At 35.2% G+C, this 23,684-nt stretch carries 23 protein-coding genes; 5 read left to right on the top strand and 18 right to left on the bottom strand.

Going from position 1 to position 23,684, the window contains the following annotated elements:
- Positions 1 to 83 precede the first annotated feature (83 nt).
- Positions 84 to 1,193, top strand: a complete 1,110-nt coding sequence (locus MTP09_RS08095) for a serine hydrolase domain-containing protein (RefSeq protein WP_243547759.1) — start codon at positions 84 to 86, stop codon at positions 1,191 to 1,193.
- 340 nt (positions 1,194 to 1,533) lie between these two features.
- Here the strand turns inward: MTP09_RS08095 and MTP09_RS08090 are convergent, their stop codons facing one another.
- From MTP09_RS08090 to MTP09_RS08035, 12 genes are all read right to left on the bottom strand, one after another.
- Positions 1,534 to 1,806 carry a hypothetical protein gene (locus tag MTP09_RS08090; RefSeq protein WP_243547757.1) on the bottom strand — a complete coding sequence of 91 codons (273 nt, stop codon included), beginning with the start codon at positions 1,804 to 1,806 and terminating at the stop codon, positions 1,534 to 1,536.
- Positions 1,800 to 2,195: a hypothetical protein gene (locus MTP09_RS08085; RefSeq protein WP_243547755.1), complete on the bottom strand. Its 396-nt coding sequence runs from the start codon at positions 2,193 to 2,195 to the stop codon at positions 1,800 to 1,802. The genes MTP09_RS08090 and MTP09_RS08085 overlap by 7 nt, the downstream gene beginning before the upstream one ends.
- Positions 2,196 to 2,378: 183 nt before the next feature.
- A complete protein-coding gene (locus MTP09_RS08080; RefSeq protein ID WP_243547753.1) occupies positions 2,379 to 2,705 on the bottom strand; it encodes a hypothetical protein in 327 nt (108 codons plus the stop codon).
- 72 nt (positions 2,706 to 2,777) lie between these two features.
- The gene (locus tag MTP09_RS08075) at positions 2,778 to 3,140 is read right to left on the bottom strand and encodes a hypothetical protein (RefSeq protein ID WP_243547751.1); all 363 of its coding nucleotides are present in this window, start codon (positions 3,138 to 3,140) and stop codon (positions 2,778 to 2,780) included.
- Between the two features lie 3 nt (positions 3,141 to 3,143).
- Positions 3,144 to 4,079 (bottom strand): hypothetical protein, encoded by a 936-nt coding sequence (locus MTP09_RS08070; RefSeq protein WP_243547749.1) that lies wholly within the window; start codon positions 4,077 to 4,079, stop codon positions 3,144 to 3,146.
- A gap of 66 nt (positions 4,080 to 4,145) precedes the next feature.
- Positions 4,146 to 4,628: a hypothetical protein gene (locus MTP09_RS08065; RefSeq protein WP_243547747.1), complete on the bottom strand. Its 483-nt coding sequence runs from the start codon at positions 4,626 to 4,628 to the stop codon at positions 4,146 to 4,148.
- A 10-nt stretch (positions 4,629 to 4,638) separates the two neighbouring features.
- Positions 4,639 to 6,009: an RHS repeat domain-containing protein gene (locus MTP09_RS08060; protein ID WP_243547745.1), complete on the bottom strand. Its 1,371-nt coding sequence runs from the start codon at positions 6,007 to 6,009 to the stop codon at positions 4,639 to 4,641.
- 125 nt (positions 6,010 to 6,134) lie between these two features.
- Positions 6,135 to 6,656: a hypothetical protein gene (locus MTP09_RS08055; RefSeq protein ID WP_243547743.1), complete on the bottom strand. Its 522-nt coding sequence runs from the start codon at positions 6,654 to 6,656 to the stop codon at positions 6,135 to 6,137.
- Positions 6,653 to 7,660: a hypothetical protein gene (locus MTP09_RS08050; protein WP_243547741.1), complete on the bottom strand. Its 1,008-nt coding sequence runs from the start codon at positions 7,658 to 7,660 to the stop codon at positions 6,653 to 6,655. The genes MTP09_RS08055 and MTP09_RS08050 overlap by 4 nt, the downstream gene beginning before the upstream one ends.
- Before the next feature lie 860 nt (positions 7,661 to 8,520).
- Entirely contained in the window at positions 8,521 to 9,411 is an 891-nt protein-coding gene (locus MTP09_RS08045; RefSeq protein ID WP_243547737.1) for a tyrosine-type recombinase/integrase, read from the bottom strand.
- Positions 9,412 to 9,424: 13 nt separating this feature from the next.
- On the bottom strand, positions 9,425 to 10,333 hold the full coding sequence (locus MTP09_RS08040) for a tyrosine-type recombinase/integrase (RefSeq protein WP_243547735.1): 909 nt from the start codon (positions 10,331 to 10,333) through the stop codon (positions 9,425 to 9,427).
- An 88-nt stretch (positions 10,334 to 10,421) separates the two neighbouring features.
- Positions 10,422 to 12,776, bottom strand: coding sequence for a CHC2 zinc finger domain-containing protein (locus tag MTP09_RS08035; RefSeq protein ID WP_243547733.1), 2,355 nt, complete (start codon positions 12,774 to 12,776; stop codon positions 10,422 to 10,424).
- Positions 12,777 to 12,931: 155 nt separating this feature from the next.
- Between MTP09_RS08035 and MTP09_RS08030 the strand changes: the two genes are divergently transcribed.
- Both MTP09_RS08030 and MTP09_RS08025 read left to right on the top strand, forming a co-directional pair.
- Positions 12,932 to 13,267: a helix-turn-helix domain-containing protein gene (locus MTP09_RS08030; RefSeq protein ID WP_243547732.1), complete on the top strand. Its 336-nt coding sequence runs from the start codon at positions 12,932 to 12,934 to the stop codon at positions 13,265 to 13,267.
- Between the two features lie 166 nt (positions 13,268 to 13,433).
- Positions 13,434 to 14,651: an IS4 family transposase gene (locus MTP09_RS08025; RefSeq protein WP_213188435.1), complete on the top strand. Its 1,218-nt coding sequence runs from the start codon at positions 13,434 to 13,436 to the stop codon at positions 14,649 to 14,651.
- Between the two features lie 61 nt (positions 14,652 to 14,712).
- On the opposite strand, the gene MTP09_RS08020 is transcribed toward MTP09_RS08025, so the two are convergent.
- The 5 genes from MTP09_RS08020 to MTP09_RS08000 form a co-directional block, all read right to left on the bottom strand.
- Complete coding sequence (locus MTP09_RS08020) at positions 14,713 to 15,171, bottom strand: hypothetical protein (protein WP_243547731.1); 459 nt, start codon at positions 15,169 to 15,171, stop codon at positions 14,713 to 14,715.
- A gap of 9 nt (positions 15,172 to 15,180) precedes the next feature.
- A complete protein-coding gene (locus tag MTP09_RS08015) occupies positions 15,181 to 16,170 on the bottom strand; it encodes a hypothetical protein (protein ID WP_243547739.1) in 990 nt (329 codons plus the stop codon).
- A gap of 860 nt (positions 16,171 to 17,030) precedes the next feature.
- Positions 17,031 to 17,921 carry a tyrosine-type recombinase/integrase gene (locus tag MTP09_RS08010; protein WP_243547737.1) on the bottom strand — a complete coding sequence of 297 codons (891 nt, stop codon included), beginning with the start codon at positions 17,919 to 17,921 and terminating at the stop codon, positions 17,031 to 17,033.
- A 13-nt stretch (positions 17,922 to 17,934) separates the two neighbouring features.
- Positions 17,935 to 18,843: a tyrosine-type recombinase/integrase gene (locus MTP09_RS08005; RefSeq protein ID WP_243547735.1), complete on the bottom strand. Its 909-nt coding sequence runs from the start codon at positions 18,841 to 18,843 to the stop codon at positions 17,935 to 17,937.
- 88 nt (positions 18,844 to 18,931) lie between these two features.
- The gene (locus tag MTP09_RS08000; protein WP_243547733.1) at positions 18,932 to 21,286 is read right to left on the bottom strand and encodes a CHC2 zinc finger domain-containing protein; all 2,355 of its coding nucleotides are present in this window, start codon (positions 21,284 to 21,286) and stop codon (positions 18,932 to 18,934) included.
- A 155-nt stretch (positions 21,287 to 21,441) separates the two neighbouring features.
- On the opposite strand from MTP09_RS08000, the gene MTP09_RS07995 reads away from it, so the two are divergent.
- A complete protein-coding gene (locus tag MTP09_RS07995; RefSeq protein ID WP_243547732.1) occupies positions 21,442 to 21,777 on the top strand; it encodes a helix-turn-helix domain-containing protein in 336 nt (111 codons plus the stop codon).
- A gap of 166 nt (positions 21,778 to 21,943) precedes the next feature.
- Positions 21,944 to 23,161, top strand: coding sequence for an IS4 family transposase (locus MTP09_RS07990; protein WP_213188435.1), 1,218 nt, complete (start codon positions 21,944 to 21,946; stop codon positions 23,159 to 23,161).
- Positions 23,162 to 23,222: 61 nt separating this feature from the next.
- Here the strand turns inward: MTP09_RS07990 and MTP09_RS07985 are convergent, their stop codons facing one another.
- A complete protein-coding gene (locus tag MTP09_RS07985) occupies positions 23,223 to 23,681 on the bottom strand; it encodes a hypothetical protein (RefSeq protein ID WP_243547731.1) in 459 nt (152 codons plus the stop codon).
- Positions 23,682 to 23,684 lie beyond the last annotated feature (3 nt).

The following is a 23,684-nucleotide window of genomic DNA, read 5'->3' as shown; positions in this document are numbered from 1 at the left end:
CCGAAGCAATCACCACTACTGCACAAATGACCAGTTCAATAAAATAAATCACAATGAGTCCTCAATAAAAAATACTAAAAACCATGAAAATCCTCAAACAACTCCTCTTGTACGCTTCATTCACTGTATTGCTGCTTTCAGCTTGTAACCGCGCCGAAATACCCTACGAAAACATACAGCTTGCCAATAAGATTGATTTAATGGCTGACTCCATCCTTAGTACCCAAAAACTGCCGGGAATGGTAGTCGGAGTTTGGGCTCCACAAAAAAGGTTGACTTATCTCAAAGGAAAAGGGATTGCCGATATTTCTACACAAAGCCCCGTGAAGCCGGAGTTTGTTTTTCGGGCGGGAAGCAACACGAAAACGTTTACGGTCACCATGATTCTTCAGCTGGTAGATGAAAATAAGTTGAAGCTTGAAGACAAGCTCTCCCTCTTCATTCCTGAATTTCATAATGGCGACAAAATAACCATAAGGAATCTTGCCAACATGACCAGTGGAATCAAGGAATATACCGCAACTCCAGGATTCCAAAGCATCTTCAATAGCGATCCGCTCCACAAGTGGACTTCGGAAGAAATCATCGGTTTAATAAAAAATGAAGAACTTCAATTTACACCCGGTACGAAAGGGTATTACAGCAACAGCAACACCATTATTTTAGGGGCGATTGTAGAAAAAGTAACCGGAAAAACAATTACGGAAAATTACCAGTCCAGAATACTTTCTCCGCTGCGTCTTAGGCATACGGCTTTTCCCGGCGGACCATCCATGCCGTTTAGCTATATTCACGGTTACGAAACCGACCAAGACCCCAATGTTTACGATTTTGATGTAAGCACCTATTTCGATCCGTCTTACGCAGGAGCGGCTGGAGCAATAATCTCCAATGCCGGAAACCTGAAAACCTGGGTGGAGAATCTGGTACATGGAACTCTTCTAAGCCGTGAAATTCAAGCGCAACGATTTACCGGGTTGCCAATTCCCGACAAGCATGCAACAACTTATGGATTGGGAATGCTGACTTTCGGTGATGGATATTGGGGACATACCGGCGAACTCTTCGGCTACAGCTCCATCATGATGCACAATCCGACTACTGGTGCAACAATCGTGATCGCGTATAACTACCAAAATCAAGACAATCTGCCGGATAATTTCTATCGTAAGATTGTGAAGCTTTTGAAATAGGGACTTCTTTTTTTGGTTTTACACCACAATGAAATATTTTATATTTTCTTTCACAAAAACAAAGGATATAAACCTGTCCAACGAATAGGGAGACTTACATAATGAAGTGCGGTTTTTCTTGATCTCTGATAATGTATCCCTCTTTCATGGCATTGCTTTGCTCAAAGATAGAGATTTTTTTGTTGGCTCAAAAGTCGGGAGACTTTGCAGCTGGTGATACGAATTTTCCACCTTCTGATCCAAAGCGGTCAATATACGATCTTGGCTTTAATGTGAGATTAATTTCATCTTATCCATACTGAAATGATTTACCCCAAGAAGCAGCGAGAATGTTAACCTGTTAAATGATAATATTATTTGATTTTAAAAAAAACAGGATATCTTCTTTAGTCCTTTGTGGAATATTAGTTTGAAGATCGGGTATATCAATACCATAGAGATAAATGACCATTTTCCATATGATTTTTTCATCATTTAAATCATCATAAAACAAATTATTTTTATCATTTTCTGTGATTAATTTCCATGCCCATCTGTCAGCTTCTTCCAATGTAATTAAACCAGAAATAATATTTCTGTAGACATTTTTAACATCTTCAATTTTTACTACCATTTTCCAATATAATTTCCGTTATTATCAAATCGGTAATGTATTTTAACTCCATTCCCAAATTCAGGTCTTACTTGTATTATTTGTTTTTGTGAATTTAGAGTTTCAAACCAAGTTCTTTTTAAGTTAGTTGAAGGATCCCATTCTCTTACCATTCTAAAATAATTATCATTAAATTTATTAACTGTGGATTCACCATAATATCTTATTCTACCGTTTTGTAAATCCTTATAGCCTGCTGTTCCATATTTTTCTAACTGTGAATAATGTTGATTTAACCTAAAACCATTTAATGAAGATTTAGCTCCAGAATCAAAGGAACTAATCGGCTCAAGTTGTTCAGTCTGTGGATTTATTTTGTATCCAACAGTTCTCTCAAATTCACCTGTCATTTCCCCAACATCTAATTTCCCAACCTTAGGCACTTGCCCAATTGTCGTTGTGGGATTCTCAATGTGTTTCGGTGTGTTATTTAAAGCCCAAACACTTCTGCCTTGCGCAACAGAGGAAAAACAAACTATCTACACAATGCTTAATGCTTCTATTAGGAAAAGACGACCTTATCAAAATGGATTCTATTTATAACATTCAATGATCTTAATGAACTTTTCTAAGTCTAAACTTAACTCTTCTTCCTCATTAAAAATATCGTCATAAATAAGTACAATATTCTTAAGAAAATAAATCTCTAAAGAATATCTATTGAAAATAATTTCCTCTTGACATTTTCCCGATTTCTTGCCCAAATCAACTTTTTCAATTATTAAATTGGCTGTAAAATGATTGATTTCTTCTTTTATAAAATCTGAAATTTTTACCATGATAAAATAATTTAAAAAGGGAAAGCAGTTCTTACCCATCCCTCTTTCATAAAAACTTGAATGGAAGTTGCCGTATTCCAATCAATTCACTTTCTCAGTCACACTTTTTAACTCAACAAGCGCTTCGACAAATAATAGATTCTGCTAATCATACTATAATATATCTTTTATCTCAACAGATTTAGAAATAACTCTTATACAACTTGCGGTTGAATTAAGCTGTATAGTATATGAAATCAAATCAACGTCATTTATCAATCCCTTCCATTTTTCTTTAATTCTCAAAATATTAGGATCGTCGTAACTTTTCTTAAAATATAAAATAGAGTCCTCTCCAATCACACCAAAATTCATCTCAAATGATGACCAATAAACGTTTTTAAAAACTATTTGCTTTGTATCATCTTCAGTGAAATTAATTTCAAATACAATATCATCTATTAATCCAGGATTTTTCCTATTAATAAAAACACTTAATAATTGGCTATCATGCCAATCTAGATCTTGTATGTTCATTGCTTATTTTTTATAAAATGGCCATTTTGTAGGATCGAAGATATGCTTTTTCGAGCCATCAATATGGAAATGACTAGAATTTGGTCCTTTAAAGCCAGGAAGTGTACCTTGATCAATCCTAATTTTTTCAATAAATTTTCCATCCTTAAAAATTCCATAACTATTGTTTCTAAATGGATTTTCAATGTAGTTTTCCGGTATAAATGCATTTCTTGGAAGTACCACGCCATCTTGTGTTACTATAAATGGATTTTGATTTTCGAAACTTGAAATCGGTTCAAATTGTTCAGTCTGTGGATTTATTTTGTATCCAACAGTTCTCTCAAATTCACCTGTCATTTCCCCAACATCTAATTTCCCAACCTTAGGCACTTGCCCAATTGTCGTTGTGGGATTCTCAATGTGTTTCGGTGTATTATTTAAAGCCCAAACACTTCTGCCTTCGGCAACCTTGTTGCCAGTCATCATATTTAATTTTTCACCTGCAGGTAGTTTAGGATTTTGCAATCCTGTTTGAATACCACCCAAAACTCCACCAATTACTGCACCTCCAATCGCGCCCGCAACCATCCCTCTCACTATTCCCCGACCAATACTTTCTCCAAATACCATTGAATTTCCTAATCCACCTATGGCACCGCCTACTGCACCACCCGCCAAGCCCGCAATCGCACCACCTAAGATACCGCCCTGTATACCTAATGAGGATGCGGCAAAAGCTGCAGCTGAGCCACCTGCAATGGCGCCCACTCCGCCACTGATTGCTCCAAAGGCAGCTCCTAACAAAATCTGTCCGCCCGTTGCTTTCCAGTCCCACTTTAAGGGATTAAATGAACCGTTAGCTTTTGCCCCCGTAACATAAGCTCCAATTACCGCTCCAACAACGAACCAAATGAACTCGCCACTCGGATCCGAATAAATCATCGGATTGTTCAGCACATAACCATACTTGTTGTAATTCTGGGTGTTGTGCGAATACCATACGGTATCGTTTATAAATATCTGTTATTTTTTTTCATATTTCCAAAAAAAAACTTTTTTGTACTCATCACTGTTTCTTACACAATTTAGAATTTCATTTAGTATTATTCTAAATTTTTCTAATTCAAAAGCATTCATTTTTTCTGCATTGTTATTAATTCTTTTATTTTTGTAATAGAAATTAATATTAGTATCCGAATAAGATGTTTGCCCCATAGAATTTAGAATAGCTCTATTTTTACATAAGCTACTCTTATAAAATAAACTATCAATTTTTTTTCGTTGTTTTGGGTTTAAATAAATATTAGCGGTAAAAACTTCTTTTTTTAAGTTTAATGTATCTATAAAAGTATATCTATCAAAATTAGCCTCTTGATAAACCCCAGTCTTACTATTATACAGAATGTTTTCAATAAGTTCCTTTTCAAAATATATTTTAGAATCTATTGTAAATTCTAAATTTTGTGAATAATTCATTGAAAATAGTAATATCAATAAAAATTTCATTTTTTGCATATCATTTAATAATTCTATTAAAAATAGGTGTGAATAACTTATGAAGACTGTTGAAACTATTTAATTCAGAACTATTTAAATTGAATATAGTTTGCTGAATATTATATTGGCTAATAAAATAATTGCTTGGTCTAAAGTTCATTAGATTTTTATTTGCAATATCATGTTCCAAAGAAGACAATGCTAAATGAGATGTGGTGTCCAAGCGCACATCAAACATTGTTTTTCCAGCGTAATTGATATTTAATGTTCCAATAAAATTTGCATTTTCCCAAGCATGTCCAGTCTCATGAAGCATTAGATATTTTAATAAATATTTGTCTCCTGCCCCTCTATTTGAAATCAAAACATTTGATTTCCCAGTCCAATAATTCCTTTCTGCGGTATATGCTAGAAATTTTTTAGTCCCATTTTCACCCATATCTAAATAACCATTCGCAGCAGACTTGCCTAAACCATACTTTTCAACTCCAAAACTTTCTTTAGTTGAAGAAAAAAGCTCATTTTTCGTCTCAGAAATATTGCATTCCAATTCATGTTCACTTACTCCTGAATCGTAGTTACTATCTGCGAGCTCTTTCAAATCATCACTACTCACTCCTTTATATTTATAAGATTTATTATACACTAAATGTCTAATGGAATATGATACTCCCCCTATAACTCCACCAATCACAGCACCTGTTAAAACTCCTTCGAAGAAATTTGTCCCGTTGATAAGCGAGACAACCCCGCCGCTTCCCGCTCCCGCTAGAGCACCATTCCCTACGCTTGCCCAGAACCCCGCAGCACTGAAGACCTGTCCAAAACCGGCGGAGACGGCCCCCGTTAAAGCACCCATGAAAAACGACTTCGCAAAACCTCCCCAGGAAAAATTACCCGTTATGGCCGCCTGTCCTAAGTACATCGCACTTCCTATGATGGCACCCCCGATTGCCCCCGCCACAACAGCGGCAAAAAACTTGCCCATGATCGGGACGAGTGCGGCAAACCAAAATATCTCCCCGCTCGGGTCATTATACATCAGCGGGTTGTTCAGCACGTACCCGTACTTGTTGTAGTTCTGCGTGTTGTGCGGATCCTGTATGTTCTCGTCGGCATTTAGGAACCTTTTCAGAAGAGGATCGTACAACCTTCCGTTCATGTGGATCAACCCGACCTCCACAAAATGCTCGTGAGAAGTGTAACCACGATCTACAATAAGGTTGCCGTCAGATAAATAAGTTCTGATCTGCTCCTTGTCCGTAATGATTGCGCCATTGCCGATCTTCAGGTGCGTGAGGTTGCCTAACGCATCGAAATGGTGTTGCTCCAGTTTATTGCCTTGCTCATCCGTTATGGCCAAGATACTTCCAAGGTAGTCCTTGTGCAAAAATTTGAATGAACCGCTGCTCTTTTATTAATTTCCGTTTATTAATTCTTTATGTAAGTAAATTAGCGTTTTGGAATATTCCACTAATTTAATTTTTCTTTTTAAATTTCTTTTCTAAAAATTAACTAAAAATCTTTGTTGATTTTATCAATAAAAAGTTCATAAGAGGGAAATATATTTAATAAAGATAGTTTATTTTTAAGTTTTCTGATTTTTATTCGATTTTTACTATCTTTTAAGTTTTCATTGTAGGGGAAAATTATTGTATAATTATTAATTTTATCTCTTTTATTTAAAAAATATTTAAATTTCAATATATTTTTTTGATTCGCAGGTAATAATAGTGCTTTTGTAAAAATACTATCTTTCTCACAAAATTCATAATCGTAAATTTTACATATCAAACTATCTATTTGATGGTTTTTTTTTAAAGTGGGTGCAATAACTTCTGTTCGTATCGTTTGATTTTTATTGTTAATCAAATATAATTCAGGATTGAAAAGATAAAAATTACATTTAGAGTTATTTTCTATCTCAAACACCATAATGTTAGTATCTTTATTATTTGCAATTTCTCTTACAAAAATTTGATTATTATTAATACAACTTGTTAGTAATAATATGTAAAGGCAGATAAATATTTTCATCTTATTTTTATAATTAGTGGTTTCAATAATCTTATCAAATTATTTTCTGGATATATACCTCCTAAAAAACTATTATTATAAGCACCGGTTATTCCTAAACTTTGCCAACTATTCAAATTTAGAAATTTTTGTCCAGTAAACTGAATTGCTCTATGAGCTTGAGTGTCTAATAAGCTTATTTCAGAAATAATTTTATTATATTCGTTATTGAATCCAAAATTGTTATTTATTACGGCATGTCCTAATTCATGCCCCATTGTATAATTCAACTGACCAACTGAAGAATAAGCAGAGTCTGCAAGGTATATTTTTGTGTATAGAGCTTTAGCTCCTGTTTCTCCACTTGCATACGTTGTTCGTGCTACTCCATTATAACTATTACCATCTTTAATGAAGGCTCCAGTCTGCGGGTCTACTTTATACCCGCTTGGAATACTTCCCTTTTTCATTAAGTATGTTTTTTTAACATTTTCAGTACTTTCATATGCTTTTTTCCAATTTTTGTTGAATGTTTCTTTAGCATCATTTGCATCTGCAGATTGGGACGGATTATTTTGTGATTGAGAATCAACTTCTATCCCATGGTCTGAAGTCACTTTATTATTAGTCATATTTCTGATACCCCAACTTACTCCTCCAACAATTCCACCAATTACCGCACCTTTTATTAATCCCTCGAAGAAATTTGTGCCGTTAATTAAAGAAGTGATACCTCCGCTTCCCGCTCCAGCCAAAGCACCATTGCCAACTGTCGCCCAGAACCCTGCAGCGCTAAAGACCTGTCCCAATCCGCCTGATATTGCGCCAGTCAAAGTTCCTACAAAAAAAGATTTCGCAAAACCGCCCCAGGAAAAATTACCAGTGATGAACGCCTGTCCCAAATATAATGCACTTCCTATAATAGCTCCCCCTATAGCTCCAGCTACAACTGCTGCGAAAAATTTACCAATTATCGGCACCAAAGCCGCAAACCAAAATAGTTCCCCACTCGGATCATTGTACATCAGCGGGTTGTTCAGAACATACTCCTGCACAACTTTTTCCTCGCGCGAGGGCTTTCTTTTTCAGCAAAGAACTCCTTTTCTTTTCCTCAAATTTACTCATTTTTCTTTCAATTGAAAAAAATAAATTCAGTCCCTGAAAGTCCAACGCAAAAACCACCTTTGCAGAAGAAAATCCCACCGCAAACAAACCACTTCGTATAATTCGGTTTTATGCAATGGCTCCGAAAATTCTTTGCGTAACGGTCGCCACTGCAGAAAGCCGTCGGAACATTATACAAAATGCTTTTTCCAACCGCCTTTTTTCTTCTGCAAAGGTGGTTTTCCCTCCGCTTTAATTTTTCAGATAAAAGAAAAAATTTAGTTGTAAAAATTTCCGCTGTTGTCGCTGTTGTAAATATTAAAATGTGGGTAAAATATCGGTGGATTTCGCTGGGGATTTATCCACATTTTAATATTTCCGTGTTTCTATTTCCAAATTTTCTACCGAAGAACTTTCAGAGCGTGGGAGCATTTTTCCTATAAAAAGGGTGGGAAGCGTTGGCAAAAAAGTCTTTTTCTCGGGCTGGAAAAGGTTTCGGGAAAGTGTTTGGCTAAAAGCGTTGGAAGCGGAGTTTTTTTCAAAAACGGAGCAAAGGAAGGCATTTTACATAATCCCAAATTATGGGCGAAGATGCGGCTGGTTTGTGCGGAGCGGAGCCTGCGGAGTGGAGAACAACGGTTTGCGTGGGCAGTTTGACCATAATTTTGATTATGTAACTTGCTGTGGCGGTAATGCGTCGGGAAGCGTTGGAAAAGGTGTCGGCGAAAATGGCTTTTTTATTCGGAGGGCGGGATATTTAATTCAAAATGCAAGCGGTGGACTATTGTATCGGGTGAAAATTATTTACCGCATTTTGGAGTTCCTCCAATTCCGTGAGTCGGTATCTTTCCGTGGTGGAACTTTTCTTGTGTCCCGTAAAGACCTGGACCAAACGTAAATCGTTCTTTTCCTTCAACAAATTTGCAATGACGGACTGCCTTATTTTCAACGGTAAAAATCTTTGCCCTTTTTCTTCATTGATTAAATTGCTGATTAAATGGGGGTTTAAAGTATTTCCCTGTTTTGTCAGTATAAAGGTTTCAGATTCTTTGTTTAAATTTTCCAACAATGTTTCCCTCCATTTTAAGTACTGGTAAAAAAGTAGGATCTGGTTGGCTTTCAACGGTAATATCCTGCTGTTTCCCCAAGATTTTTTAGAGTTTAGTTTCTCTTTGTTGATGATAATTTCTCCTTTCTCTAAATCAATATCCTGCAGTTGTAATTTCGTGATTTCCGTAACCTGTAAGGCTTGGTAGACAAGCAAACTGATGATTACCTTGTTTCTGGTCTGCAATTCTTTTTCTCTGCTTTTATAGTTTTGGTAAAACTGTTCCAATTCTTCCGATGTGTATAGTTTTTCTGTGGCTACACTCGTGTTGAGTTGGTCTTTGAGTTGTAATTTTTTGCAGGGGTGGGTTTTTCTCCGCCCTGTTTCCTGTAGATAGTTATAGTAGATTTTGACTGCAAAGAGATGGTTTCTGACGGTTTTAGGATTCAGGTCCTGTTTCCGTAAGTATTCAATATACTGTAAGATGTCTTTTAGTTGGGCGGTTTCTGCGTTTCTTTGGTAACTTAAATAGTGCCGTATTGTGGTGAATAAACTTTTATTCCTGTAGTTTTTTTCGATATAAGCCCCTAAATCCCCAAAGGGGACTTTTCCATTATTATGCATAATTTCCTAATTTCTAAATCCTTAAATCTTTTAATAATTTTTTAGATATTCTTGTATAAATCTCCGTGGTTTCCAAATTCTTGTGTCCCAAAAACTCTTTTACCTTTTCCATCGCCATTCCGTTTTCTAAAAGGTGCGTGGCTATGCTGTGGCGTAGACTGTGGATTGATATTTTCTTTATTCTTTGCCTCCACGAGGTCGGCGAATCTCCTTCGTCGATTTCATCGCTAATTTTTATTTTTTTGAGCATCTTTTTTAAAATTCTATTCAATGTCCACTCTTGTATTCTTCCGCCTTTGGAATGAAGTAAAAGCGGTGTTTTCTCTTCAAAATCTTTTCTTTCAATTGAAATAAAAAGTTCCAAATCATTTTTTATGGTTTCTGTAAGTGGGATTATTCTTCTTTTGTTAAACTTTCCCCTCGGAACGATTAAAAGATTTTCCTTCAGATAGACATCTTCTTTATTCGCTTTTACCAGTTCTCCTGCACGCAGTCCGCATCCGTAGGCAAGGTGTAAAATGATTTTTTCTTGTAATTCTCCTGCTACTTCGTAAAGTTTTTGGATTTCTTCTTGAGACAAAATTTCTCTTACAAAAATATCATCTTCTCTAGCTTCAGGATTTATCGTGATGGGTTCCCCAAGTTTCCCATACTCTGCGAGCATTTCGTAAAACTGCTCCACGTTTCGGATATACTGTAAAATGGTGCTTTGCTTGATGCCTTTTTCAGCCTTAAACCTGTTGGGCTTTTCTTGTAGATATTGGTAATATTTTTCTAAATCTTCCGAGGTGATTTCAGCGTAGTGTTTTTGTGCAAAATCTAAAAATTTTCTGACCGACTTTATTCTTTTTATAACCGCATCTTCTTTGTAGCCAAGGGATTTTAAATAGTGTCGGTATTCCGTTAAAACTTCATTTTCCATTCACATATGGCCTTTTTGCTTTTGTAATATTTTCGATTTTTCCGAACGATAACCAATTGTAACTAATAAAGATTTGATAATAAGAGATTTAGATGGTCATAGGTTGTGCTTTAGCGTTCGTTTCGCTTCCGTTTGGCGTTCGCTTGTGTTCGGTAGCGTTCAGTTTAAGTTCTTCCAGCTGTTTCGTAAAAGCTTCTTTTAAATCTTTCCTAACTTTCTGGATATTGTCGCTATAAGAAACTTTATATTTAAATCCTTTGTTCGCAAAGCCAATCTGTTTTAAATATTCCAATCGTACCAATTCATTGAGATAAAACTGCAACTGTGTCTTTTTAAACCCCGTAATTCCCATTGCATCAAACCGTGTAAAATGATTGTCCGTAAAGGCTTTCTTCAATTTTTCAAAAAACTGTCTTAAACTTCCGTCCAGTTCGTCTATTTTTAAAATGATGCTTTCAAATAAGATTTCTACGGCATTCTCAACATCCTCTATTTCCGTAACCAAATATTGCTCTCCTCCTTTGGAGGAGCTGGAGGAGGATATTTCTCTCTGATATTGGTGTAATAGGGTTATTTGCTTAATAGTCGATTGGAACATTTCATTTAAACGTCTTTTATTTTTTACATTATTAGGTAGCTGTATCTGTGTTGCATAAGGATTTACCACCTCGTAATGCTTTAGATTTCTTACCAATTTTTGAATAAAACCAATCGCCTTTTCCTGCTCGTTTCTGTCGATTTCTCCCGCATTTCTGCGGTTTTGGTAGGATATTATTTTCTCCGTCTGTTCCTCGCTTTCATTGATGGCGATGATAAAGCTCCTGTTCATATTGTCCTCGTATAATTCGCCCTTGGTTGTCGCAGATAAACTGCTGAACTGTCCTTTCACGATTTTGTGGGAAGACTTGTTGTTTCCCTTTTTATCTTTGATGGTTACCGAACTTCTTAAAACTTGGTTGGAGATAAATTCCCTTAACGCATAAAGTGCATCTTCCTTTAATCCGTCCAGATCTTCAATAATTATGATTTTTTGAAATAAATCAAATTCTCCCCAATTATAAAGAGAACTCTCCGTAATTCTTGTAAATCTTAAGACATCTTCCTGTGGCATCAGGTCCGCAATCCTTGAGATAATGTGGGTTTTTCCGCTTCCCGAACTTCCCTGCACAATTCCGTGTAGCGGACTTTTGTTTAGGTAACTGATTGTAATCAAAAACAGTAATAATCTGCTGTTTTCTTCCCCGATGATTCCCGCTTTTTCTATGAGCTTATTGAGTTCCTGCAGTAAATTTTTCTGCTTTAAAAAATCAATATTATTTTTTGGTTCTGCTCTTGGTTCTGCTTCGGTAACAATAATTTTTTTATTTTCATTTGAAAGAAAAATATCTTTTCGGTTCTCTAAAAGTTCCAAAAATATTTCTTCACTGTGGAGTTGCAGAGTTTCGTTTATATCTTTGTTAGGAAGTTCCACATTTGTAATTAACAATTTATAATTAACCATTAATAATTGATTGGCATATTTTTCTACTGCGGTTTTTCCTGCTTTATCATTATCAAAACAAAAAATAATTTCTTCTAAATTCTTGAGTTCTTTTATTGCTTGTAAAATCTCTTCGTTTAAACCGTTTGTTCCAAAGCAACTGATTAAACTGTAATTTTCCTTTATTTGTCGTATTTGCAGTAAACTTGCACAGTCGATTATCGCTTCTGTTAAAATAAGTTTCTTCGTTTCCTTTTTTGGATAAGCTGGATAAATTCCGCTTCGGTTTCTCAAATAGAAGTGTTTCGCTTCCTTGTTTTCAAAAATACTTCTTCCGTAAAAGCTTACAATCTCGTTTTCTTTATTCCTTAAAGGAAAAATCAGACATTTATTCGCAAAAATTCCAAACGCTTTTTCCCCTGTTCTTCCCAAAATTCCTTTGTCAATCAACAATCCCGCTTCCAAAGATTTTTTAATCAGTTCCTCGTCTTTCCGTTCTCCGTGGTGGAATTGTCCCGAGTTGAAGCCGATTTCCAGCCCCTCCTTGTTTTCTCCCAATGCTACTTTTAGATTTCTCTTTTCCGCATATTCCTTCGCTGGATTGGAGTTGTAGATACCTTTTCGGAACGTTTTAAAAATTTTTTCCAAAAATACCGTGTCGGACTGACTTTTATTTTCAATTTTCGGTTTTATCATTGTTGGAACTTCTGAACCAATTAAAGATTGTGCTTTTAAAATTGCATTATGCTTATCTAAGTTTTCAAAATCTTCTATAAACTGGATGACATCGCCTGTTTTCCCACAACTGTGGCATTTATAAAAATTCTTCTCCAAATTCACCTGCATACTTGGTTTCTTGTCTTCGTGGTGGAAACATTTCAGCATATTGTTTTTAGGCTGTAGATTGTAATGGTGTAGAACCTCGGAGAGGCTTAAACGATTTTTGATTTCGGAGATTTCCATAGACTAAAAATTTTTGAAAATATTTTATCTGACAAATACCTCACAAATCTAACTCATTTAACTTTTATATGCAAGTATTATTTTATTTTTATCTAACTTATAAGTTGCTTATATTTGCTAATCTTTAGTTTATAACTCATAAAAACGACTTATTTATGGCTTTTGCAGACAGATTGGCTTTTGCCAGAAAACAAAAAAAAATAAAGCAGAGCGACCTTGGCAAAACCATTGGAACCTCTGGAGACATTATAGGAAAATATGAGCGTGGGGAAAATGTTCCCTCTATTGAAGTGGCTACAAAAATTGCTGATGCTCTTGGCGTAACGCTGGATTATCTCGTAAAAGACGGAGAATATGAGCAGATTGACAACGACACCCTGAAAAAACTAAAGGCGATACAAGAACTGGACAACGACACCAAAAGCCACATCTTCGCTACCATCGACGCTTTTATCAAAGCCGCAAAACTTAAAAATATTGCTGCTCTATAATACAAAAAAGACTGTCGAACGACTAGTCATGGTCGGAAGATTTTTCTTCCGACTTTTTTGTTTTTTTTGTTGTGAAGATGAAGTGATTTAACAGGTTGATTATCAATTATTTAACTTGTTTATTTGAATTTAATTTCGTATCTTTATAGCTGATAATCAATTAATTATGTCAGTTTTTAAAGACCACAAAATCTCCCTCAAGCAAGTTTTGGAGTTTATTCCCGAAGCGCTTTTAACCCATCTTTCTGCAACTTCTAAAGTAGACCACTATAGCAAAGTGCTTCACGGTAAGAAAATGTTTTATTTGCTTTTATTTTGTATTTTTGATAATGAAAAATTAAGCCAAAGAACCTTAGAAGACACCTTTAACAGCAGTGGTTTCAAAGCCTTGTTTGGTTTGGGTGAAGAGGAAAAAGTACGCAGAAGTTCTATCTCTGAAAGGCTTTCCAAAATCGATTCCAATTATTTTAAAGAAATTTACGAGCAGATGTACGGAAGGTTTTCTGAACTTTATTCGAAGACCGAAATCGAAAAGTACAACCTAATCAGGGTTGACAGCACCATTGTTGCCGATACCTGCGCCAAACTCAAAGAAGGAATCGACCAGAAAAGTGGGAAGAAACTGGTGAAATTCAGTTTTTCATTTGATGGAATTTTGCCTTCAGGTGTCGAAGTCTTTACTGGACAAAAATATTCGTCAGAGGAAGCCGCACTTCCCGAAGCTATTCTGAAACAAGTAAAAAAAGAAGAACATCACGAGAATATTTACGTGATAGACAGGGGTTTGCAATCCACAAGAGTGATGAAAGATTTTGATGAAAAATCGGTAAAATTCATTATCCGAAGTAAAGAAAACCGCAAATTTGAAGAAATAGAATCTTTTCTTGATGGAAAAAAATCTCAAAAATGGGATGACTGGGAAGTGATGAAAGACAGCAAAGTAAAGCTTTACACTGGAAAACCAGTTTTGAATAAACGTGGGAATATTCATCATCGTGAAGAAAAAGTAGAAACTTGTTTCCGACTAGTAGTCATCAAAAACGAAAAAAAAGACAAAGAATTTTGGTTTTTGACCAATGAATTTGAACTTTCGGCAAAAGAAATTGCAGATTATTACAGAAAACGTTGGGATATTGAAGTGTTTTTTAGATTCCTAAAGCAGGAACTCAATCTAAGTCATTTGGTATCAATGAACAAAAACGGAATCGAAGTAATGATTTATATGACCATGATTGCTTCTATGCTACTTCTGATTTATAAAAAAGTAAACGATTTGGGATACAAAACCGCCAAAAGACGTATTGCAATGGAAATTCGGGATATGATTACCGCTATATTAATCATTTTTGCTGGAGGAAATCCCGACAAGGTTTTTAAAACTTAACATAAAAAATGGCCGGAATTTTCTTCCGACCATGACTAGTCGAACGACAGCCTTTTTTTGTTCAATTATTTTTAAACTCGGATTTATTTTCTTCTATATAAAGATGATTATCACTACCTTCTTGATGAAATTTATCTAAATTTATACGTATACTATCATACAGTTTTTTTTCAAATATTTCTTGTTTTGTTTTCCCTAAATCTTCTCTTTTTATAAAATAAAATATTAGAGAGTTATAAATCTTATTATTTTCATAATCTTTCAAAGGAAAAAAAATTGTCTTGTTAGTGTACATAGTGATTAAATTATCTTTTAAATGAATTATTTTTTTATTTCTATCACTACTAAAACCATTGTCAAAGATATCTATATTTTTTTTTGTTTTTTTGTCTATTGTGTATCTATCTATTATATAGATATCAGATGGAGTCTCATTATAGACGGTCAAATTGGCGCCATCCTTGATTCTTGAAGTGCAAGAAATAATAAGAAGGAAATTAATTAATAATATATTTTTCATATGTTTTTTTTATGGGATTTTATTCCAAGATGTAGGAATGCTGAAACCTCTTATTGAAAGGTATTTAGTGAAAATATCAATATACTTCTGTGAAAGCGGTTTAGCAATATTCTCTAAAAGATTAAAGGGTAAATTTCTATTGGTAAAGTAATCATAAGATAATTGATTAGCCCAAGTTTCAGTCCAAAATTGATTATGACCTCTGTATGAATTTACAGTTGCACTATAACCACTGCTTGGAGCAATAATATCATAGAATGCAGCCTCACCAACCTTTTTTGCTTGTAGGATGTGTCCAAATTCGTGGGTAAAAAGATCATAAGTTCCTGAATCTCCAAAGATATCTCTTAAAGCGTAAGCACCTTTTCCTACCACCATTTTGTTAGGAGGCAAGGTTAATCCTCCTGATTGAGCACCTTTTCCGAAACCAACAGATGACTCATATACTTTGACACCTTTATATTCTCCTACATAAGTAGCATCAATTTCAGAATTTAATACTTTTGTATCAACACCGTGTGCACCATATCCTTTTGACAAATCTAATTTGGCTTTTCCACTCCAGAATCTAGCACCCGCTTCCTTACCGCCACCTTTTGAATAGAAATTTATTGAATAACTCACCGCACCAATTGCTCCACCGATAACAGCACCTGTTGCTAATCCTTCTAAGAAATTTGTTCCATTTATTAGAGAAGTTACTCCGCCACTACCAGCTCCCGCCAAAGCACCATTGCCTACAGTTGCCCAAAATCCGCCCGCACTAAAAACTTGTCCTAGACCTCCTGCGACTGCCCCTGTTAAAGCTCCCATAAAAAATGATTTCGCAAAACCACCCCAAGAGAAGTTACCCGTAATAGCAGCTTGTCCTAAATAAAGTGCACTTCCTATGATTGCTCCACCTATCGCCCCAGCAACTACTCCAGCCCAAAATACACTTTTTAAAGCAACTGCCAATGCCGCAAACCAGAACAGCTCCCCGCTCGGATCATTATACATCAGTGGATTATTCAGAACATACTCCTGCACAACTTTTTCCTCGCGCGAGGGCTTTCTTTTTCAGCAAAGAACTCCTTTTCTTTTCCTCAAATTTACTCATTTTTCTTTCAATTGAAAAAAATAAATTCAGTCCCTGAAAGTCCAACGCAAAAACCACCTTTGCAGAAGAAAATCCCACCGCAAACAAACCACTTCGTATAATTCGGTTTTATGCAATGGCTCCGAAAATTCTTTGCGTAACGGTCGCCACTGCAGAAAGCCGTCGGAACATTATACAAAATGCTTTTTCCAACCGCCTTTTTTCTTCTGCAAAGGTGGTTTTCCCTCCGCTTTAATTTTTCAGATAAAAGAAAAAATTTAGTTGTAAAAATTTCCGCTGTTGTCGCTGTTGTAAATATTAAAATGTGGGTAAAATATCGGTGGATTTCGCTGGGGATTTATCCACATTTTAATATTTCCGTGTTTCTATTTCCAAATTTTCTACCGAAGAACTTTCAGAGCGTGGGAGCATTTTTCCTATAAAAAGGGTGGGAAGCGTTGGCAAAAAAGTCTTTTTCTCGGGCTGGAAAAGGTTTCGGGAAAGTGTTTGGCTAAAAGCGTTGGAAGCGGAGTTTTTTTCAAAAACGGAGCAAAGGAAGGCATTTTACATAATCCCAAATTATGGGCGAAGATGCGGCTGGTTTGTGCGGAGCGGAGCCTGCGGAGTGGAGAACAACGGTTTGCGTGGGCAGTTTGACCATAATTTTGATTATGTAACTTGCTGTGGCGGTAATGCGTCGGGAAGCGTTGGAAAAGGTGTCGGCGAAAATGGCTTTTTTATTCGGAGGGCGGGATATTTAATTCAAAATGCAAGCGGTGGACTATTGTATCGGGTGAAAATTATTTACCGCATTTTGGAGTTCCTCCAATTCCGTGAGTCGGTATCTTTCCGTGGTGGAACTTTTCTTGTGTCCCGTAAAGACCTGGACCAAACGTAAATCGTTCTTTTCCTTCAACAAATTTGCAATGACGGACTGCCTTATTTTCAACGGTAAAAATCTTTGCCCTTTTTCTTCATTGATTAAATTGCTGATTAAATGGGGGTTTAAAGTATTTCCCTGTTTTGTCAGTATAAAGGTTTCAGATTCTTTGTTTAAATTTTCCAACAATGTTTCCCTCCATTTTAAGTACTGGTAAAAAAGTAGGATCTGGTTGGCTTTCAACGGTAATATCCTGCTGTTTCCCCAAGATTTTTTAGAGTTTAGTTTCTCTTTGTTGATGATAATTTCTCCTTTCTCTAAATCAATATCCTGCAGTTGTAATTTCGTGATTTCCGTAACCTGTAAGGCTTGGTAGACAAGCAAACTGATGATTACCTTGTTTCTGGTCTGCAATTCTTTTTCTCTGCTTTTATAGTTTTGGTAAAACTGTTCCAATTCTTCCGATGTGTATAGTTTTTCTGTGGCTACACTCGTGTTGAGTTGGTCTTTGAGTTGTAATTTTTTGCAGGGGTGGGTTTTTCTCCGCCCTGTTTCCTGTAGATAGTTATAGTAGATTTTGACTGCAAAGAGATGGTTTCTGACGGTTTTAGGATTCAGGTCCTGTTTCCGTAAGTATTCAATATACTGTAAGATGTCTTTTAGTTGGGCGGTTTCTGCGTTTCTTTGGTAACTTAAATAGTGCCGTATTGTGGTGAATAAACTTTTATTCCTGTAGTTTTTTTCGATATAAGCCCCTAAATCCCCAAAGGGGACTTTTCCATTATTATGCATAATTTCCTAATTTCTAAATCCTTAAATCTTTTAATAATTTTTTAGATATTCTTGTATAAATCTCCGTGGTTTCCAAATTCTTGTGTCCCAAAAACTCTTTTACCTTTTCCATCGCCATTCCGTTTTCTAAAAGGTGCGTGGCTATGCTGTGGCGTAGACTGTGGATTGATATTTTCTTTATTCTTTGCCTCCACGAGGTCGGCGAATCTCCTTCGTCGATTTCATCGCTAATTTTTATTTTTTTGAGCATCTTTTTTAAAATTCTATTCAATGTCCACTCTTGTATTCTTCCGCCTTTGGAATGAAGTAAAAGCGGTGTTTTCTCTTCAAAATCTTTTCTTTCAATTGAAATAAAAAGTTCCAAATCATTTTTTATGGTTTCTGTAAGTGGGATTATTCTTCTTTTGTTAAACTTTCCCCTCGGAACGATTAAAAGATTTTCCTTCAGATAGACATCTTCTTTATTCGCTTTTACCAGTTCTCCTGCACGCAGTCCGCATCCGTAGGCAAGGTGTAAAATGATTTTTTCTTGTAATTCTCCTGCTACTTCGTAAAGTTTTTGGATTTCTTCTTGAGACAAAATTTCTCTTACAAAAATATCATCTTCTCTAGCTTCAGGATTTATCGTGATGGGTTCCCCAAGTTTCCCATACTCTGCGAGCATTTCGTAAAACTGCTCCACGTTTCGGATATACTGTAAAATGGTGCTTTGCTTGATGCCTTTTTCAGCCTTAAACCTGTTGGGCTTTTCTTGTAGATATTGGTAATATTTTTCTAAATCTTCCGAGGTGATTTCAGCGTAGTGTTTTTGTGCAAAATCTAAAAATTTTCTGACCGACTTTATTCTTTTTATAACCGCATCTTCTTTGTAGCCAAGGGATTTTAAATAGTGTCGGTATTCCGTTAAAACTTCATTTTCCATTCACATATGGCCTTTTTGCTTTTGTAATATTTTCGATTTTTCCGAACGATAACCAATTGTAACTAATAAAGATTTGATAATAAGAGATTTAGATGGTCATAGGTTGTGCTTTAGCGTTCGTTTCGCTTCCGTTTGGCGTTCGCTTGTGTTCGGTAGCGTTCAGTTTAAGTTCTTCCAGCTGTTTCGTAAAAGCTTCTTTTAAATCTTTCCTAACTTTCTGGATATTGTCGCTATAAGAAACTTTATATTTAAATCCTTTGTTCGCAAAGCCAATCTGTTTTAAATATTCCAATCGTACCAATTCATTGAGATAAAACTGCAACTGTGTCTTTTTAAACCCCGTAATTCCCATTGCATCAAACCGTGTAAAATGATTGTCCGTAAAGGCTTTCTTCAATTTTTCAAAAAACTGTCTTAAACTTCCGTCCAGTTCGTCTATTTTTAAAATGATGCTTTCAAATAAGATTTCTACGGCATTCTCAACATCCTCTATTTCCGTAACCAAATATTGCTCTCCTCCTTTGGAGGAGCTGGAGGAGGATATTTCTCTCTGATATTGGTGTAATAGGGTTATTTGCTTAATAGTCGATTGGAACATTTCATTTAAACGTCTTTTATTTTTTACATTATTAGGTAGCTGTATCTGTGTTGCATAAGGATTTACCACCTCGTAATGCTTTAGATTTCTTACCAATTTTTGAATAAAACCAATCGCCTTTTCCTGCTCGTTTCTGTCGATTTCTCCCGCATTTCTGCGGTTTTGGTAGGATATTATTTTCTCCGTCTGTTCCTCGCTTTCATTGATGGCGATGATAAAGCTCCTGTTCATATTGTCCTCGTATAATTCGCCCTTGGTTGTCGCAGATAAACTGCTGAACTGTCCTTTCACGATTTTGTGGGAAGACTTGTTGTTTCCCTTTTTATCTTTGATGGTTACCGAACTTCTTAAAACTTGGTTGGAGATAAATTCCCTTAACGCATAAAGTGCATCTTCCTTTAATCCGTCCAGATCTTCAATAATTATGATTTTTTGAAATAAATCAAATTCTCCCCAATTATAAAGAGAACTCTCCGTAATTCTTGTAAATCTTAAGACATCTTCCTGTGGCATCAGGTCCGCAATCCTTGAGATAATGTGGGTTTTTCCGCTTCCCGAACTTCCCTGCACAATTCCGTGTAGCGGACTTTTGTTTAGGTAACTGATTGTAATCAAAAACAGTAATAATCTGCTGTTTTCTTCCCCGATGATTCCCGCTTTTTCTATGAGCTTATTGAGTTCCTGCAGTAAATTTTTCTGCTTTAAAAAATCAATATTATTTTTTGGTTCTGCTCTTGGTTCTGCTTCGGTAACAATAATTTTTTTATTTTCATTTGAAAGAAAAATATCTTTTCGGTTCTCTAAAAGTTCCAAAAATATTTCTTCACTGTGGAGTTGCAGAGTTTCGTTTATATCTTTGTTAGGAAGTTCCACATTTGTAATTAACAATTTATAATTAACCATTAATAATTGATTGGCATATTTTTCTACTGCGGTTTTTCCTGCTTTATCATTATCAAAACAAAAAATAATTTCTTCTAAATTCTTGAGTTCTTTTATTGCTTGTAAAATCTCTTCGTTTAAACCGTTTGTTCCAAAGCAACTGATTAAACTGTAATTTTCCTTTATTTGTCGTATTTGCAGTAAACTTGCACAGTCGATTATCGCTTCTGTTAAAATAAGTTTCTTCGTTTCCTTTTTTGGATAAGCTGGATAAATTCCGCTTCGGTTTCTCAAATAGAAGTGTTTCGCTTCCTTGTTTTCAAAAATACTTCTTCCGTAAAAGCTTACAATCTCGTTTTCTTTATTCCTTAAAGGAAAAATCAGACATTTATTCGCAAAAATTCCAAACGCTTTTTCCCCTGTTCTTCCCAAAATTCCTTTGTCAATCAACAATCCCGCTTCCAAAGATTTTTTAATCAGTTCCTCGTCTTTCCGTTCTCCGTGGTGGAATTGTCCCGAGTTGAAGCCGATTTCCAGCCCCTCCTTGTTTTCTCCCAATGCTACTTTTAGATTTCTCTTTTCCGCATATTCCTTCGCTGGATTGGAGTTGTAGATACCTTTTCGGAACGTTTTAAAAATTTTTTCCAAAAATACCGTGTCGGACTGACTTTTATTTTCAATTTTCGGTTTTATCATTGTTGGAACTTCTGAACCAATTAAAGATTGTGCTTTTAAAATTGCATTATGCTTATCTAAGTTTTCAAAATCTTCTATAAACTGGATGACATCGCCTGTTTTCCCACAACTGTGGCATTTATAAAAATTCTTCTCCAAATTCACCTGCATACTTGGTTTCTTGTCTTCGTGGTGGAAACATTTCAGCATATTGTTTTTAGGCTGTAGATTGTAATGGTGTAGAACCTCGGAGAGGCTTAAACGATTTTTGATTTCGGAGATTTCCATAGACTAAAAATTTTTGAAAATATTTTATCTGACAAATACCTCACAAATCTAACTCATTTAACTTTTATATGCAAGTATTATTTTATTTTTATCTAACTTATAAGTTGCTTATATTTGCTAATCTTTAGTTTATAACTCATAAAAACGACTTATTTATGGCTTTTGCAGACAGATTGGCTTTTGCCAGAAAACAAAAAAAAATAAAGCAGAGCGACCTTGGCAAAACCATTGGAACCTCTGGAGACATTATAGGAAAATATGAGCGTGGGGAAAATGTTCCCTCTATTGAAGTGGCTACAAAAATTGCTGATGCTCTTGGCGTAACGCTGGATTATCTCGTAAAAGACGGAGAATATGAGCAGATTGACAACGACACCCTGAAAAAACTAAAGGCGATACAAGAACTGGACAACGACACCAAAAGCCACATCTTCGCTACCATCGACGCTTTTATCAAAGCCGCAAAACTTAAAAATATTGCTGCTCTATAATACAAAAAAGACTGTCGAACGACTAGTCATGGTCGGAAGATTTTTCTTCCGACTTTTTTGTTTTTTTTGTTGTGAAGATGAAGTGATTTAACAGGTTGATTATCAATTATTTAACTTGTTTATTTGAATTTAATTTCGTATCTTTATAGCTGATAATCAATTAATTATGTCAGTTTTTAAAGACCACAAAATCTCCCTCAAGCAAGTTTTGGAGTTTATTCCCGAAGCGCTTTTAACCCATCTTTCTGCAACTTCTAAAGTAGACCACTATAGCAAAGTGCTTCACGGTAAGAAAATGTTTTATTTGCTTTTATTTTGTATTTTTGATAATGAAAAATTAAGCCAAAGAACCTTAGAAGACACCTTTAACAGCAGTGGTTTCAAAGCCTTGTTTGGTTTGGGTGAAGAGGAAAAAGTACGCAGAAGTTCTATCTCTGAAAGGCTTTCCAAAATCGATTCCAATTATTTTAAAGAAATTTACGAGCAGATGTACGGAAGGTTTTCTGAACTTTATTCGAAGACCGAAATCGAAAAGTACAACCTAATCAGGGTTGACAGCACCATTGTTGCCGATACCTGCGCCAAACTCAAAGAAGGAATCGACCAGAAAAGTGGGAAGAAACTGGTGAAATTCAGTTTTTCATTTGATGGAATTTTGCCTTCAGGTGTCGAAGTCTTTACTGGACAAAAATATTCGTCAGAGGAAGCCGCACTTCCCGAAGCTATTCTGAAACAAGTAAAAAAAGAAGAACATCACGAGAATATTTACGTGATAGACAGGGGTTTGCAATCCACAAGAGTGATGAAAGATTTTGATGAAAAATCGGTAAAATTCATTATCCGAAGTAAAGAAAACCGCAAATTTGAAGAAATAGAATCTTTTCTTGATGGAAAAAAATCTCAAAAATGGGATGACTGGGAAGTGATGAAAGACAGCAAAGTAAAGCTTTACACTGGAAAACCAGTTTTGAATAAACGTGGGAATATTCATCATCGTGAAGAAAAAGTAGAAACTTGTTTCCGACTAGTAGTCATCAAAAACGAAAAAAAAGACAAAGAATTTTGGTTTTTGACCAATGAATTTGAACTTTCGGCAAAAGAAATTGCAGATTATTACAGAAAACGTTGGGATATTGAAGTGTTTTTTAGATTCCTAAAGCAGGAACTCAATCTAAGTCATTTGGTATCAATGAACAAAAACGGAATCGAAGTAATGATTTATATGACCATGATTGCTTCTATGCTACTTCTGATTTATAAAAAAGTAAACGATTTGGGATACAAAACCGCCAAAAGACGTATTGCAATGGAAATTCGGGATATGATTACCGCTATATTAATCATTTTTGCTGGAGGAAATCCCGACAAGGTTTTTAAAACTTAACATAAAAAATGGCCGGAATTTTCTTCCGACCATGACTAGTCGAACGACAGCCTTTTTTTGTTCAATTATTTTTAAACTCGGATTTATTTTCTTCTATATAAAGATGATTATCACTACCTTCTTGATGAAATTTATCTAAATTTATACGTATACTATCATACAGTTTTTTTTCAAATATTTCTTGTTTTGTTTTCCCTAAATCTTCTCTTTTTATAAAATAAAATATTAGAGAGTTATAAATCTTATTATTTTCATAATCTTTCAAAGGAAAAAAAATTGTCTTGTTAGTGTACATAGTGATTAAATTATCTTTTAAATGAATTATTTTTTTATTTCTATCACTACTAAAACCATTGTCAAAGATATCTATATTTTTTTTTGTTTTTTTGTCTATTGTGTATCTATCTATTATATAGATATCAGATGGAGTCTCATTATAGACGGTCAAATTGGCGCCATCCTTGATTCTTGAAGTGCAAGAAATAATAAGAAGGAAATTAATTAATAATATATTTTTCATATG

Source organism: Chryseobacterium suipulveris, from assembly GCF_022811685.1.
GTDB classification, from domain to species: domain Bacteria; phylum Bacteroidota; class Bacteroidia; order Flavobacteriales; family Weeksellaceae; genus Kaistella; species Kaistella suipulveris.
Note: the sequence above shows the minus strand (reverse complement) of the source record. Positions and strands in the feature narration are given on the sequence as shown.

Bases quoted from the DNA above. Each gene is read 5' to 3' on its own strand.
- MTP09_RS08050 (WP_243547741.1), bottom strand. From the start codon at position 7,660: ATGTACAATGATCCGAGTGGGGAACTATTTTGGTTTGCGGCTTTGGTG.
- MTP09_RS08075 (WP_243547751.1), bottom strand. From the start codon at position 3,140: ATGAACATACAAGATCTAGATTGGCATGATAGCCAATTATTAAGTGTT.
- MTP09_RS07985 (WP_243547731.1), bottom strand. From the start codon at position 23,681: ATGAAAAATATATTATTAATTAATTTCCTTCTTATTATTTCTTGCACT.
- MTP09_RS08090 (WP_243547757.1), bottom strand. From the start codon at position 1,806: ATGGTAGTAAAAATTGAAGATGTTAAAAATGTCTACAGAAATATTATT.
- MTP09_RS08010 (WP_243547737.1), bottom strand. From the start codon at position 17,921: ATGCATAATAATGGAAAAGTCCCCTTTGGGGATTTAGGGGCTTATATC.
- MTP09_RS07995 (WP_243547732.1), top strand. From the start codon at position 21,442: ATGGCTTTTGCAGACAGATTGGCTTTTGCCAGAAAACAAAAAAAAATA.
- MTP09_RS08025 (WP_213188435.1), top strand. From the start codon at position 13,434: ATGTCAGTTTTTAAAGACCACAAAATCTCCCTCAAGCAAGTTTTGGAG.
- MTP09_RS08085 (WP_243547755.1), bottom strand. From the start codon at position 2,195: ATGACAGGTGAATTTGAGAGAACTGTTGGATACAAAATAAATCCACAG.
- MTP09_RS08045 (WP_243547737.1), bottom strand. From the start codon at position 9,411: ATGCATAATAATGGAAAAGTCCCCTTTGGGGATTTAGGGGCTTATATC.
- MTP09_RS08005 (WP_243547735.1), bottom strand. From the start codon at position 18,843: ATGGAAAATGAAGTTTTAACGGAATACCGACACTATTTAAAATCCCTT.
- MTP09_RS08065 (WP_243547747.1), bottom strand. From the start codon at position 4,628: ATGAAATTTTTATTGATATTACTATTTTCAATGAATTATTCACAAAAT.
- MTP09_RS08055 (WP_243547743.1), bottom strand. From the start codon at position 6,656: ATGAAAATATTTATCTGCCTTTACATATTATTACTAACAAGTTGTATT.
- MTP09_RS08020 (WP_243547731.1), bottom strand. From the start codon at position 15,171: ATGAAAAATATATTATTAATTAATTTCCTTCTTATTATTTCTTGCACT.
- MTP09_RS08000 (WP_243547733.1), bottom strand. From the start codon at position 21,286: ATGGAAATCTCCGAAATCAAAAATCGTTTAAGCCTCTCCGAGGTTCTA.
- MTP09_RS08030 (WP_243547732.1), top strand. From the start codon at position 12,932: ATGGCTTTTGCAGACAGATTGGCTTTTGCCAGAAAACAAAAAAAAATA.
- MTP09_RS08015 (WP_243547739.1), bottom strand. From the start codon at position 16,170: ATGTATAATGATCCGAGCGGGGAGCTGTTCTGGTTTGCGGCATTGGCA.
- MTP09_RS07990 (WP_213188435.1), top strand. From the start codon at position 21,944: ATGTCAGTTTTTAAAGACCACAAAATCTCCCTCAAGCAAGTTTTGGAG.
- MTP09_RS08035 (WP_243547733.1), bottom strand. From the start codon at position 12,776: ATGGAAATCTCCGAAATCAAAAATCGTTTAAGCCTCTCCGAGGTTCTA.
- MTP09_RS08095 (WP_243547759.1), top strand. From the start codon at position 84: ATGAAAATCCTCAAACAACTCCTCTTGTACGCTTCATTCACTGTATTG.
- MTP09_RS08040 (WP_243547735.1), bottom strand. From the start codon at position 10,333: ATGGAAAATGAAGTTTTAACGGAATACCGACACTATTTAAAATCCCTT.